Raw genomic sequence first — 13,669 nt, forward strand, 5'->3', positions numbered from 1 at the left:
TTACGTTTGGACATCGTCTGGGGCTATGCTGGACAGCCATTTCCATCACCGGAGCCAAACATGACCGCAGTTTTCCGCTTACTGCCGCCACTCAGCCTCGCGCTATTAGCCGGCTGCTCCACCCATTCCACGACCGTTAACCTGCAACAGCAAAGCGATTGCCCGCTGTCGTTAACCGCCGATCAACAATTGATTGTTACCTTGCCAAGCAACCCGACTACCGGTTTCCGCTGGGTTGTGCGCGATGCAGCTCCAGCGGTATTAACCAGCCTTGGCCCTGAGGTTTACAGCAACCCTGAAGAATCGGGACTGGTCGGTAGTGCAGGTAAATCAACCTGGCGCTACAAGGTCAAGCAAGCGGGTGAAGGTCACCTGCTCATGACCTACCAACGACCATGGGAAACCGAGGTTGCACCAGCGCAAACCTTTGACTGTGCCATCAAGGCCAAGTGATTCACCCGACTGAACGAGGCCGGGCCCGTTCGCCCAGTCGAGTTCGGCGCGAAAAGCTACTTGGCGCGTCATCTTCGGCGTTGGCAACCAGTTATCAAAACGACATAGTCTTGGCTTCTGAAATCGGGTCGAGAATTTGATATGCGTTGGTTGCTTTTAGCCCTCAGTGGCGCGGCATTGTTCATCTATGCAAGGGTTGCCGATCTTGCCCTGCTGAGCCTTTTGAGCAAAGGCATCCCGGTCATTGCGCTGCTGCTGTGGCTGCAACAGGCGCCTGCCGACACTTATAGTCGTTGGATACGCATCGGGCTGCTGTGCTCGCTGGCTGGCGATATTCTGCTCGACTGGCCGGGCGATTTGTTCGTGTTTGGACTGGGCGCCTTCCTGCTCGCTCACCTGGCTTATCTGCGCGCTTACTTCAGTGACTGCAAACGACCCGCCTGGCCCGCGCTGCTCATTGCGAGCATCGTCGGTGGCGGCATGTTCAGTGTTCTGGCCAGTGCCGGACTCGGACCGCTTCTGATTCCCGTGCTCTGCTATGCCACCGCTATTGGCGCCATGCTCTGGCGTGCCCTTGCCCGCCTGAACCAGCCACAGATCAATCAGCAAGGCGCCTGGTTGGCGGCTGTTGGCGCGCTGCTCTTCGTATTGTCCGACAGCCTGATTGGCATCAACCGCTTCGTCGCGCCGTTCGCGGCAGCGCCCTATGCGATTATCCTCACCTACTGGCTGGCGCAATGGGCAATTGCCGCATCCGCTCAGCAGCGGTTTCGCTGAAACATAAACCAACGCGATCCGTGCCTGCGTCGTTTTCCGCCCGGTTGACACAATCATGGTTTGGTTAAGCGCCCAAGTTGGCTAAAATAGGCGGATTTCCTGCCCTGTTTCGGAACCACCGTGAGCAAAGAGCCCGACCGCATATTCGCCCAGCCACTGGCGCAAGTACCAGACTTTGCCTTTAACGAGGATGTGGTCAGGGTCTTCCCGGACATGATCAAGCGCTCGGTGCCTGGCTATCCGACCATTGTCGAAAACATTGGCGTGCTTGCCAGCCAGTTCGCCAAGCCACATAGCGTGCTCTACGACTTGGGCAGCTCGTTGGGTGCGGTTACCCAAGCGCTACGTCGTCATGTCCAGATTGAAGACTGCCGGGTCATCGCAATCGATAACTCCAGCGCCATGGTTGAACGCTGCCGCGAATACCTGCATGCACAAGACTCGATGTTTCAAGAGTTGCTGCCCGTTGAAGTGATCGAGGCCGATATCCTGGGCCTCCAATTCCAGCCGACATCATTGGTCGCATTGAACTTTACCCTGCAGTTCATCAAGCCTGAACAACGGCTCGAGCTGCTCGGGCGTATCCGCAATGCCTTGCTGCCTGGCGGCGCATTGATCCTCTCGGAAAAGCTGTGCTTTGCAGATGATGAACAACAGCAATTGCTCACCGACCTGCACGTCGCCTTCAAACGCGCCAATGGCTACAGCGAACTGGAAATAGCCCAGAAACGCAGCGCCATCGAGAACGTGATGATCCCCGACAGCCTTGAAACCCACCGCGAACGCCTGCTTAGTGCAGGCTTTAGCAAGGTGACGCCTTGGTTCCAGTGCCTTAATTTTGCCTCGATGATTGCCCTGCCATGATCCAGCGATTTGATTTAGATGCATTGCAATCACAGCTCGCCGGGACGCCACTGCAAGAATGGAGTGCCGACCTGCCAAGGCAAATTGACAGCAAGCTGGCGATTGGGCATGGCGACCTGGAACGCTGGTATGCAGCGGTTCAAGCCCTGCCGCCCCTGGAAATCGCAGAACTGGAAATGCTGCAGGCGTTCAGCTTCGATGGCCCCTGCGATGAGCCAAGCCGTGAACAGTTAAAATCAGCCCTGCAGGGTTTGATCCCATGGCGCAAAGGCCCTTTCCAGTTGTTTGGCGTGCACATTGATACCGAATGGCGTTCCGACTGGAAATGGCAGCGCGTAGCCCCCTATCTGGATCTCAAGGACAAGCGCATCCTCGACGTTGGCTGCGGCAATGGCTACTACATGTGGCGCATGCTCGGCGCGGGCGCCAGCTGCGTAGTTGGCATCGATCCAAACTGGCTGTTTTTCAATCAGTTTCTGGCAATGAAGAACTACCTGCCAGAGCAGCCCATCTGGCACCTGCCGTTGGCTGTTGAGGAGCTGCCACCAAAGCTGCAAGGCTTTGACACAGTGTTCTCGATGGGCGTGCTGTACCACCGGCGCTCACCAATCGATCACCTGCTCGACCTCAAGGATTGCCTGGTCAAAGGTGGTGAGTTGGTGCTCGAAACCTTGGTTGTCGAAGGTGATGCCCAACAAGTGTTGCTGCCTGAGGATCGCTACGCGCAGATGCGTAACGTCTGGTTCCTGCCATCAGTACCGGCGCTTGAATTATGGTTGCGCCGCGCCGGTTTTACTGACATCCAATGTGTCGATGTCAGCACCACCTCGGTCGATGAACAACGCGCCACCGAATGGATGCGTTATCAGTCATTGCCTGAGTTTCTCGACCCGGCCGATCACAGCCGCACCATAGAAGGCCTTCCAGCACCGACGCGAGCCGTGATCACCGCGCGCAAGCCCTAGTCTTGCACATGGCCAGGTAGCCGTGCGGCTATCTGGCTTGCGACCTTAACCGCGGTTAGCGGCAGCCACGATCAAGTGCTTCATCTCCACGACCGCCTGTTTAAAACCAACAAACAAGGCGTGGGCCACCAGCGCGTGGCCGATGTTCAGCTCGTTGATCCCGGCAATCGCCGCCACGGGCTCAACGTTGTGATAGTGCAAGCCATGCCCAGCGTTGACGATCAAACCCTGATTGACGCCACGCTTCACACCATCGGCAATACGCGCCAACTCGACGGCTTGTTCCTGGGCCGTATGCGCATCGGCATAACGACCTGTGTGTAGCTCAATGGCTGGGGCGCCGACACGTTTTGAAGCGTCAATCTGTTGTGGATCCGGGTCGATAAACAGCGATACCTCGCAGCCAATCTTGCTCAAGCGCTCCACCGCCGCGCGAATGCGCTCTTCCTGGCCGGCAACATCAAGCCCGCCTTCAGTGGTCAGCTCCTGACGGGTTTCAGGTACAAGGCATACATGCTCGGGACGGATGCTTTCAGCGAATGCCAGCATCTCCTCGGTCACGCCCATTTCGAAGTTCATGCGCGTTTGCATCACTTCTTTTAGCAGGCGTACGTCGCGCTCCTGAATGTGCCGGCGATCTTCGCGCAGGTGCACGGTAATTCCGTCGGCACCCGCTTCCTCGGCGTCCAACGCAGCCTTTACCGGATCTGGGTAACGTGTGCCACGGGCTTGGCGCAGCGTGGCGACATGATCAATATTCACACCCAGCAAAACACGGTTGGCGTCAGTCACGAGTAGGCTCCTTGAGGGTTATAAACAATTCACGGCTAACCAACGGCTTGCCGCCTAGATGTGGGGCCAGCGCTTGGCGCATCAGCCGTTTGGCAGCGGCTAGTGCACCGGGAGTTTGCCAGTTGGCGTCGGCCATGGCTAACAATTCAGCGCCCTGGAATGCGCCCGGTTGCCATTGGCCGATAGGCACCAGGCCGTCGTCTGTCTGCAAGCGATAAATACCATCACTGGCTACCGGCTGGCCGTGCAAATCCTGATCGAGGGCAAAACCATAGCCCAGTTGGTCAAGCAGACGCCACTCGAACGAGCGCAGCAAAGGCTCGATAGCCCGCCCCTGGCCGAGCGCAAGCAAGGTCAGGGCATAGTGATCGAAAACCGCAGGCTGGGCATCTTCGGCGGGTAATAACCGAATCAACAGTTCATTGAGATAAAGGCCGCTGAACAGCGCCTCGCCTGACAATAGATTGGGTATACCGGTGGCTTCAAGGCGCGAGACATTCTTCAGCTCACCGCGCCCGCGAAACTCGGCATCCAAAGCAACAAAGGGCCGCGCAAGGGTTCCGGCTTTGCCGCGTGCGCCGCGCAACACGGCGCGCAAGCGCCCTTGAGGCGTGAGGAAGTCAACCAGCGCGCTGCTCTCGCGATACGCACGGCTGTGCAACACATAAGCGGGCTGATTCAGCACAAGCATGGCAAGTATTGACTCGAAATGAACCGCGCGTGGCTGGGTGCCACGCTGCGCATTGGTGCAAGCTTAACTGATCATGACGGCCTAATCTGCCGTGCGTGCTTAGATGTCGTCGTAACCGAGCGAACGCAGAGCCCGCTCATCATCCGACCAACCACCTTTGACCTTGACCCAGAGATTGAGCATGACCTTGGAGTCGAACAGCACTTCCATGTCCTTGCGCGCTTCCTGGCCAACACGCTTGATGCGCTCGCCCTTGTCGCCAATGATGATTTTCTTCTGACCGTCGCGTTCAACCAGAATAAGCGCATGAATATGCAGAATCCGGCCTTCTTGCTTGAATTCTTCAATTTCAACGGTGATCTGGTACGGCAGCTCGGCGCCAAGTTGACGCATGATTTTTTCACGCACCAACTCGGCGGCGAAGAAACGGCTTGAACGGTCGGTAATCTGGTCTTCCGGGAAGAAGTGATCCCCTTCCGGCAGGTGCGAGCTAACCAGTTTCTCAAGAGTCTCTAGATTATGGCCGTGGTGCGCAGAGATAGGCACGATTTCAGCCTTGGGGAGCTGGGTGGCCAACCACTCCAGATGTGGCATCAGGTCTGACTTGTCTTCAAGACGATCGGTCTTGTTGATCGCCAGAATCACCGGGCCTTCAACGTATTGGATACGCTCGAGCACCATCTGGTCTTCGTCTGTCCAACGGGTGCGATCAACCACAAAAATAACCACATCAACGTCTTTCAACGCCGAGGATGCACTTTTGTTCATGTAGCGGTTGAGCGCTTTCTCGTTATTTTTATGCAGGCCCGGGGTATCTACGTAGATGGCCTGAGCCCCGCCTTCGGTTTTGATTCCGAGCATATTGTGGCGAGTGGTTTGCGGCTTGCGCGAAGTAATTGCAAGCTTTTGCCCAAGGATATGGTTCAACAGCGTTGACTTGCCCACGTTAGGCCGGCCAACGATGGCGACATAGCCACAGCGTGAAACAGGTGAATCAGTCATGGCCGTTCTCCACACCCAGGGCGATCAGGGCTGCCGCGGCAGCAACCTGTTCAGCAATGCGCCGACTAGCGCCTTGCCCCAGCGTTTTGTCATTCAATAAAGTCACCTGACATTCAACGATGAATGTCCGACAGTGAGGCTCGCCCTGAATATCAACCACGTCATAACGTGGCAGCTCGCAGGCACGCGACTGCAGGAACTCCTGCAAGCGCGTTTTTGGATCTTTGTTGGTATCGACCAGGGTAAGGCTTTCCAGCTCATTGGTCAGCCATGCCAGCACACGCTCACGCGCCGCCTCCATGCCCGAATCCAGGTAGATCGCGCCGATCAAGGCTTCCAGCGCATCGGCCAGGATCGACTCACGTCGAAAACCACCACTTTTCAGCTCGCCAGAGCCCAGGCGCAGGTACTCACCTAAATCAAAGCCACGAGCCAGGATCGCCAGGGTTTCGCCCTTGACCAAGCGTGCACGCAAGCGTGACAACTGGCCTTCACGAGCTTGAGGAAAGCGCTCGAACAGCGCCTCGCCAGCAACAAAATTAAGAATAGCGTCACCGAGGAATTCCAGGCGCTCATTATTGCGCCCAGCAAAGCTGCGATGAGTGAGCGCCAGGACCATATGGTCCTGGTCTTTAAAAGTGTAACCGAGCTTGCGCTCTAAACGGGCTAACGAATCATTCACGGCATACGCACACGGAATTCTTTATCAAAATGGACCACCAGATCGAGGTTCTCGATCAGCGGCTCACGCTTCTCGTATTTGAGATGAGCGCGAAATTCATTGTTCTCGACAGTCACTTCAAGGGCATCCTGAAGCTTCAAGTCGCGAATACTGTTGACCTGCATGCCCTTGCTGACATGGTTGTAAAAATCACCAACGGTACGGATATCCGCAGCCTTGTCGGTCTCGACCGAGGTGATGATTTTTTCCATCGACATATAGTCAAGGTAATGCGGTATTACTTTGAAAGCAGCGCTGGCAAAAAACGCGACAAGCCCCAGCACCAGCAACCAACTAATAATAGACATTCCCTTTTGCGAACGCGCAAATGTCATGATTAACCCCATTTATTAGAATTTTGAAACGCCAAAGCGGCGAGCTAACAGACTATATATAGACTGCGGCGCTGATTTGAACAGCGCCGCATTTTTAGGTTTTAAATCAGTGAATCAAGCCAACCCGTGAAAAGTTTGGCAGATTACTCATTTTCGGATCAGGCCAGCTCATCCATACCGCAAAGGCCTTACCCACGATATTTTTGTCTGGAACCATGCCCAGCAAAGGCTTTGGAATGTTTGGGTCATTCCAGTAACGGCTGTCGTTGGAGTTGTCGCGGTTATCGCCCATCATGAAGTAATGCCCTTCCGGCACCACCCACTCACCGCCAGGAACGGCGTGATAACGCTTCATTTCCTTGCGAATCAAATGCTCAGCTTCGCCCAGCTTCTCGTTGTAGAGCATCACGCTGCCGAGGCTGCCTGGCTCTTCACCGATCAACTGCTGAGCAACCTGCTTGCCGTTCACATACAGATGCTTGTCTTTGCTGTAACGGATCTGGTCTCCCGGCAAACCCACTACACGCTTGATGTAGTTGATGTTCGGGTCGCTCGGATAGCGGAACACCATTACATCGCCACGCTGCGGGTCTTCAACCTGGATAATCTTGGTATCGATTACCGGCAGGCGAATGCCATAGGCGAACTTGTTCACCAGGATAAAATCACCGACTTCCAGGGTCGGACGCATAGAGCCCGATGGAATCTGGAAGGGTTCAACCAGAAAAGAGCGCAATATCAGCACAATCGCCAACACGGGAAAGAAAGACTTGCCGTACTCGACCAGCAACGGCTCTTTATTGAGTCGCTCAATCACCTGCTCGTCAGCCTCACCAGCAACTTGGCCTTGATAGGTGGCGATTGCATTACGCCGACGCGGTGCCAAAAACACCAGGTCAAATAAAGCCAAGGCACCACACACGGCAACTGCGATGACCAGTAACAGCGGGAAATTGATCGACATATGTCTTAACTATCCACTTTGAGAACAGCAAGGAAGGCGTCTTGTGGAATTTCCACATTACCGACCTGCTTCATTCTTTTCTTACCGGCCTTCTGCTTTTCAAGCAGCTTACGCTTACGACTTACGTCGCCACCGTAGCATTTGGCCAGTACGTTTTTACGCAAAGCTTTAACGCTTGTACGCGCAATGATTTGCCCACCAATTGCAGCCTGAATGGCCACGTCGAACATCTGACGCGGAATCAGTTCTTTCATTTTCTCGGTCAACTGGCGGCCTTTGTAGTGCGCCTTGTCACGGTGCACGATCAACGCCAGTGCATCGACCTTGTCACCGTTGATCAGCACGTCCAACTTGACCAGATTAGCCGACTGGAAACGGTCGAAGCTGTAGTCCAGCGACGCATAACCACGACTTACCGACTTCAGGCGGTCGAAAAAGTCGAGAACCACCTCATTCATTGGCAGGTCGTAGGAAACCTGAACCTGGCTGCTCAGGTACTGCATATCGATCTGCACGCCGCGCTTTTCGATACACAGGGTAATGACGTTACCCAAATGTTCCTGCGGCACCAGGATATTGGCGCGCACTATGGGTTCGCGCATATCCTCGATCGCCGAGACGTCCGGCAGCTTCGATGGGTTGTCGACGTAGATGGTTTCGCCGGTTTTGAGCACAACCTCAAAGACTACAGTCGGCGCCGTGGTGATCAGGTCCAGGTCATACTCACGCTCAAGGCGTTCCTGGATGATCTCCATGTGCAGCATGCCCAGGAAGCCAATGCGGAAGCCAAAACCCAAGGCGTCGGAGCTTTCTGGCTCGTACTGCAATGCAGCATCGTTGAGCGTCAGTTTCTGCAGGGCTTCGCGGAAATCCTCGAAGTCATCGGAACTGACCGGGAACAAACCGGCATAGACCTGCGGCTTGACGCGCTTGAAGCCGGGTAGCATATCGACATCTGGGGTGGTCGACAGCGTCAAGGTATCGCCCACTGGCGCACCGTGAATGTCCTTGATACCGGCGATAATAAAGCCCACTTCACCGGCTTTAAGGTCAGCTGTGGCGGTGTGCTTGGGGTTGAAGACACCGACGCTATCAACCTGGTGCATTTTGCCGGTGGACTTGACCAGTACCTTGTCGCCCTTCTTGATGCGTCCGTGACGCACACGCACCAAAGAAACAACACCCAGGTAGTTGTCAAACCATGAATCAATGATCAATGCCTGTAAGGGGGCGTCAATCTCGCCGGTTGGCGCTGGAATAGTCGCAACCAGACGTTCAAGCACTTCATCGACGCCCATGCCGCTCTTGGCACTACAGGCCACGGCGTCAGTCGCATCGATGCCGATAATGTGTTCGATTTCTTCTTTGACTCGCTCAGGCTCGGCCTGGGGCAAATCCATCTTGTTCAACACCGGCATGACCTCAAGGCCCTGCTCGATAGCGGTATAGCAGTTGGCTACCGATTGAGCTTCAACACCCTGACCTGCATCGACCACCAGCAACGCGCCTTCGCACGCAGCCAGAGAACGACTGACTTCATAAGTGAAGTCAACGTGGCCAGGGGTATCAATGAAGTTCAACTGATAGGTTTTGCCGTCACGCGCCTTGTAATACAAGGTCACGCTATGCGCCTTGATGGTAATGCCGCGCTCGCGCTCCAAGTCCATGGAGTCCAGTACCTGGGCCTCCATTTCGCGCTCAGTCAGACCACCGCACATTTGAATAAAGCGGTCAGCAAGCGTCGACTTGCCGTGGTCAATATGGGCAATAATACTGAAATTACGTATGTGGCTCAGGTCACTCACAAGACAACACTCAAAAAGATCGCAGGCGACTGCCCGCCGAAAATAGCCGCGAAGTGTACCCGATTTACCGTCAACTCGTCACCCACGGCCCCAACCTCACTGATATAAGGCTGACAATCTGCCACAGCGCTTGTACGGCGCCAGATTCGCTGGGGACAAAGACACAAAAAAGGGCGATTAAATCGCCCTTTTCCGCTGTCGACTGTTATTCCGATAATTTGAAGGTAATGAAGCTGGCGCGACCCTTGCGCAGCACGCGCATCGACACCGAGCGATCCTTCGGCAGCGCCTTGGCAACAGACGCAAAGGTTTTGCCAGAGTCAATCGCCTGATTATTCAGGTGAGTAATGACGTCCCCCTGACGCAAGCCGATCAACGCAGCCGGACCATCCATGACCTCGCTGATCACCACACCGCCTTTGAGATCCAGCGCTTTCTTTTGCTCAGCGCTCAACTCGGCCACTTTCACGCCCAGACGATTGCTACTTTGCTCAGCACTTGGCGCCGTGTTGCCAGCCAGAGCACTGCCATCTTCCGGTAGCGAACCGATGGTCAGTTCAAGCGTCTTGCGAGCGCCATCACGAACCACTTCCATTTCCGCCTTGGAGCCCGGTTTCAAGCCACCGACCAAGTGCGGTAGGTCCGCAGACATGATGATCGGCTTGTCATTGAGACTCAGGATGACATCACCCACCTGCAAACCACTCTTGGCGCCCGGGCCATCTTCAAGCACCTGAGCAACCAAGGCGCCTGCTGGCTTGTCCAAGCCAAACGACTCGGCCAGATCTTTGTTCACTTCCTGGATGACCACACCCAACCAGCCACGGCTGACCTTGCCGTCAGCCTTGAGCTGATCAGCCACATCCATGGCAACGCTCATTGGGATCGCAAACGACAACCCCATGAAGCCACCGGAACGGGTGAAAATCTGCGAGTTAATACCCACGACTTCGCCCTTCAGGTTGAACAGTGGACCGCCGGAGTTGCCCGGATTGATCGCAACATCGGTCTGAATGAAAGGCACATAGCTTTCATTCGGCAGGCTGCGGCCCTTGGCGCTGACGATACCGGCGGTCACCGAGTGGTCAAACCCAAACGGGGAACCAATCGCCAACACCCACTCGCCGACCTTGAGGTCTTCCGACTTGCCCAGCTTTACTGTTGGCAGGTCTTTAGCATCAACCTTGAGCAAGGCCACATCGCTACGCGGGTCTGCGCCAATCACCTTGGCCTCAAGCTCACTGCGATCCGACAGGCGAACAATAATTTCGTCAGCATCGGCGACCACATGATTGTTGGTCATGATGTAGCCATCGGAGGAGATAATGAAACCAGAACCCAGCGATTGCGCTTCACGCTGACGGCCATGGCTTGGCGGTCGTGGTTGCTGCGGAATACTGCGCTCGAAGAACTCGCGAAACATCGGCGGAAGGCCTTCAAGGTCTGGTGCCGAAATACCGCCGGAGCTTGCGACAGCATCTGGAATTTTTTGCCGCGTACTGATATTTACAACCGCAGGCGAGGATTTCTCAACCAACTCGGTAAAGTCAGGCAGCTCAGCATGAGCTGAAAGCACCTGCCCCATCAGCAACAATGAGAGTACAGCGGAACAACATATTTTCAGGCTAGGCATTAACGTACAGCTCCCCATCCGGAATAAGAGGTTTGACTCATTAAACAGTCGTAGCATCTGCCAATACGGCGCGCATTACTACCGGCTGAAGTTTTGGATTTTCTGCCACGCGGGAACTCCGCCAGCGCACCCCGAGCCAGGATGCAACCAGCCCTGCGAAACCAGACAGAATCACCCAAGGCTCACTCAGAGACAGCTGATCAGCAAGAACAGCCGCCGTAAACAGCCCAATCAAGGGCATCAGATAGACCAGCAGTGAACCGCGCACAAGCAAATCCTCGCGCACCCCAATCACTACTTGGTCGCCAACAGTTAAATGCAGATTTGATAGCGCTCGCACATAGCCTCGACGGCTATCAACGCCTAGTTTATCGAGCAACCCCTGGCCGCAGCCGGCGTTTGCCGAGCATGTTGAGCAGGTGCTTTTGCGAAGAGTCTCGACCCATACTGCGCCGGACTCTACTGCAACGACCCGCCCCTGCTCTTCGATCATGGCTGAGGTTGAGCCTCACCCGGACGAACTGACAACGCTACTCGCTCGGCAGTACCCAGCGGGATTTCCCCCACGACAGTGACCATCACGTCACCCTCGGAGGTCGCCAAACGCCGCGACACCGCGACTGTTGGGCCAAGCTGGCTACGCGCATCGCCTGCGGTTGCGCCCTTAAGCGGTTCAAGAAAGACTGAAAAACGCGCAAGGCCATCGTCGTATAAAAGACAGGCAACAGGCTCTTTGGAAACAGGGCTCACCGTCTCGGTCGTCGAACTCAGGCTAAAACCGGGCGGCAGCCAGTCAGTACGCCATGCCTTGACATCCAGCGGCGTCGCTGCAACCACCTTGACCGGCTGGCAATCAGCGCTCGGAGCAACGGGGTCGGTATTTGCGGCTTGGCTTGCATCGAACTGGGTGAACTGGAATCGCTCTAACATCTGCCCCTTGTCGTTGAGCAGCAGCGATTTGAGTGGTACGCCGGTCTCGCTATCGAGGTGCAGTTCAATACCGTAGCGATGCTGGTCTCGCGGAAGCAGACCCAGAACGACGGCGCTGCGCCCGGCAACGCGGGACTTACCCATGACGCGAATGTCATACCATTTGGCTAACTCGTTTGCATCAAGGTCACGCGCTGGCCATACCTGAGCATCGCTGACTTCATCTACAAGGTTTCCAGCCACGCATTCTGTGCGCCCATTTACACGAAAGGATTCGTGCGCAGGACCATCAAGTTGCAGCAGGTGGTCATGCACCACCTTGTCCGAACCAACCTGATGCCAAATGCTATGAGTGGAAAAGCTACCATTACGCTCGTATATGAACGTGCCATGGTAGCTTTGGTTCTGGCTCGCATCCGATAAGCGTCGCAACCAATCTTGCGCCTCAGATGCAGCAGCAGGTAACGCCAAACAACCGCCTAACAGTAAGGCGGTCAGGGGTATAAAGCGCATGCGTTTCCTTAACGGCTTTCCAGACTTGCTGCGCGTGCGTACGGCAATGCGCCTTCAGTCACATTTGAACCAACCTGCTCTGCATGCTGACGTACGTAGGACGGCAAGCGCTGCTCATGCCATGTTGGTTCAGCTTTACTCGACGGTATCATGGATGTTCCCTGATCATCAGTGGTAAAACCGGCCAACATTGCAGGTCCCTGCACCTGAATGTGGTTGAACACAGGCTGGGGCGCTGCTTGCTGGGCAAGTTCAGTACCCGTCAGCTCGTCTTGGTTGTACAGGCGCACGCCTGCCAAGACAGCCACTGTCACCGAGGCTGCAACAGCCAACCGGCCAACCGCACGCCACGGGCCGCGAGTCACATTGCCTGGCGCTTGCGGCATGGCTTCATCAGCAATTGCCGCAGAGACCGCACTGGCAATGTCCAAACGCGGCTCAAGCAACTCTTTATGCATTACGGCGCGAGCGATCTGGTAACGCGACCACTTGGCTCGCAGCTCAGCATCATTGCTGGCGCCGAGCACTCGCCGAAGCTCCATTTCGTCCGCTTCGTTATCCATCACCGCGGACAGCGATTCCTGCAGGGCTTCACGACTCATAATGATTCCTCTCTTGGCTGTCGCCGCTGTCTTAGGTTTCTTGCAACAAAGGCTGCAGTGACTTATCAATTGCTTCTCGCGCCCGGAAAATCCGTGAGCGCACCGTACCAACTGGACACTGCATCACACTTGCAATGTCTTCATAGCTGAGACCATCAAATTCACGCAATGTTAGGGCCGTTCGTAAATCTTCTGGTAACTGCTGGATGCAACGATGCACAGTGGCTTCGATTTCATCCCTCAGCAATGCTCGCTCTGGAGATTCGATATCCTTGAGGGCGTGGTCACCATCATAGAATTCGGCATCTTCAGCACTTACATCACTATCTGGCGGCCGACGACCTCTCGACACCAGGTAATTCTTTGCCGTGTTAATGGCAATGCGGTACAGCCATGTATAGAAAGCACTGTCACCGCGAAAGTTTCCCAATGCTCGGTAGGCTTTAACAAAAGCTTCCTGAGCAACGTCTTGCGCCTCATGGGTGTCGTGCACGAATCGCACGATAAGCCCTAGAATCTTGTGCTGATACTTCAACACCAATAGATCAAACGCACGCTTATCGCCGCGTTGAACACGCTCAACAAGCTGCTGATCCTCTTCCTGGCTTAGCATGAACACTCC

General features: G+C 55.3%; 16 protein-coding genes. 4 read left to right on the forward strand and 12 right to left on the reverse strand.

Annotation, left to right across the window (positions count from 1 at the left end):
• Positions 1–60 precede the first annotated feature (60 nt).
• The 4 genes from AACY26_RS13640 to cmoB all read left to right on the forward strand — a co-directional run bounded on the left by AACY26_RS13640 (position 61) and on the right by cmoB (position 3,059).
• Positions 61–453: a protease inhibitor I42 family protein gene (locus tag AACY26_RS13640; RefSeq protein WP_339514889.1), complete on the forward strand. Its 393-nt coding sequence runs from the start codon at positions 61–63 to the stop codon at positions 451–453.
• A 141-nt stretch (positions 454–594) separates the two neighbouring features.
• A complete protein-coding gene (locus AACY26_RS13645) occupies positions 595–1,230 on the forward strand; it encodes a lysoplasmalogenase (RefSeq protein WP_339514891.1) in 636 nt (211 codons plus the stop codon).
• 120 nt (positions 1,231–1,350) lie between these two features.
• Positions 1,351–2,094 (forward strand): carboxy-S-adenosyl-L-methionine synthase CmoA, encoded by a 744-nt coding sequence (gene cmoA / locus AACY26_RS13650; protein WP_339514893.1) that lies wholly within the window; start codon positions 1,351–1,353, stop codon positions 2,092–2,094.
• Positions 2,091–3,059: a tRNA 5-methoxyuridine(34)/uridine 5-oxyacetic acid(34) synthase CmoB gene (gene cmoB / locus AACY26_RS13655; protein ID WP_339514895.1), complete on the forward strand. Its 969-nt coding sequence runs from the start codon at positions 2,091–2,093 to the stop codon at positions 3,057–3,059. The genes cmoA and cmoB overlap by 4 nt, the downstream gene beginning before the upstream one ends.
• A 45-nt stretch (positions 3,060–3,104) precedes the next feature.
• Here the strand turns inward: cmoB and pdxJ are convergent, their stop codons facing one another.
• The 12 genes from pdxJ to rpoE form a co-directional block, all read right to left on the reverse strand.
• Positions 3,105–3,851, reverse strand: a complete 747-nt coding sequence (gene pdxJ, locus AACY26_RS13660) for a pyridoxine 5'-phosphate synthase (RefSeq protein WP_339514897.1) — start codon at positions 3,849–3,851, stop codon at positions 3,105–3,107.
• A complete protein-coding gene (recO, locus tag AACY26_RS13665; protein ID WP_339514899.1) occupies positions 3,844–4,542 on the reverse strand; it encodes a DNA repair protein RecO in 699 nt (232 codons plus the stop codon). Before recO ends, pdxJ begins: the two co-directional genes overlap by 8 nt.
• A gap of 99 nt (positions 4,543–4,641) precedes the next feature.
• Entirely contained in the window at positions 4,642–5,544 is a 903-nt protein-coding gene (gene era, locus AACY26_RS13670) for a GTPase Era (RefSeq protein ID WP_339514901.1), read from the reverse strand.
• On the reverse strand, positions 5,537–6,226 hold the full coding sequence (rnc, locus tag AACY26_RS13675; protein WP_089358563.1) for a ribonuclease III: 690 nt from the start codon (positions 6,224–6,226) through the stop codon (positions 5,537–5,539). The genes era and rnc overlap by 8 nt, the downstream gene beginning before the upstream one ends.
• The gene (locus tag AACY26_RS13680; protein ID WP_339514903.1) at positions 6,223–6,600 is read right to left on the reverse strand and encodes a DUF4845 domain-containing protein; all 378 of its coding nucleotides are present in this window, start codon (positions 6,598–6,600) and stop codon (positions 6,223–6,225) included. The genes rnc and AACY26_RS13680 overlap by 4 nt, the downstream gene beginning before the upstream one ends.
• A 106-nt stretch (positions 6,601–6,706) precedes the next feature.
• Positions 6,707–7,564: a signal peptidase I gene (lepB, locus tag AACY26_RS13685; RefSeq protein WP_339514905.1), complete on the reverse strand. Its 858-nt coding sequence runs from the start codon at positions 7,562–7,564 to the stop codon at positions 6,707–6,709.
• A gap of 5 nt (positions 7,565–7,569) precedes the next feature.
• Positions 7,570–9,369, reverse strand: coding sequence for a translation elongation factor 4 (gene lepA / locus AACY26_RS13690; protein ID WP_339514907.1), 1,800 nt, complete (start codon positions 9,367–9,369; stop codon positions 7,570–7,572).
• 205 nt (positions 9,370–9,574) lie between these two features.
• Positions 9,575–11,002 carry a DegQ family serine endoprotease gene (locus tag AACY26_RS13695; RefSeq protein WP_339514909.1) on the reverse strand — a complete coding sequence of 476 codons (1,428 nt, stop codon included), beginning with the start codon at positions 11,000–11,002 and terminating at the stop codon, positions 9,575–9,577.
• 40 nt (positions 11,003–11,042) lie between these two features.
• Positions 11,043–11,495, reverse strand: a complete 453-nt coding sequence (locus AACY26_RS13700) for a SoxR reducing system RseC family protein (RefSeq protein ID WP_339514911.1) — start codon at positions 11,493–11,495, stop codon at positions 11,043–11,045.
• Positions 11,492–12,445 carry a MucB/RseB C-terminal domain-containing protein gene (locus AACY26_RS13705; RefSeq protein WP_339514913.1) on the reverse strand — a complete coding sequence of 318 codons (954 nt, stop codon included), beginning with the start codon at positions 12,443–12,445 and terminating at the stop codon, positions 11,492–11,494. Before AACY26_RS13705 ends, AACY26_RS13700 begins: the two co-directional genes overlap by 4 nt.
• Before the next feature lie 8 nt (positions 12,446–12,453).
• Positions 12,454–13,047 carry a sigma-E factor negative regulatory protein gene (locus AACY26_RS13710; protein WP_339514915.1) on the reverse strand — a complete coding sequence of 198 codons (594 nt, stop codon included), beginning with the start codon at positions 13,045–13,047 and terminating at the stop codon, positions 12,454–12,456.
• A 31-nt stretch (positions 13,048–13,078) separates the two neighbouring features.
• Complete coding sequence (gene rpoE, locus AACY26_RS13715; RefSeq protein WP_010484408.1) at positions 13,079–13,660, reverse strand: RNA polymerase sigma factor RpoE; 582 nt, start codon at positions 13,658–13,660, stop codon at positions 13,079–13,081.
• Between the last annotated feature and the right edge of the window lie 9 nt (positions 13,661–13,669).

Origin of the sequence: Pseudomonas sp. RL_15y_Pfl2_60 (assembly GCF_963970595.1) — a bacterium.
Lineage (GTDB): Bacteria > Pseudomonadota > Gammaproteobacteria > Pseudomonadales > Pseudomonadaceae > Aquipseudomonas.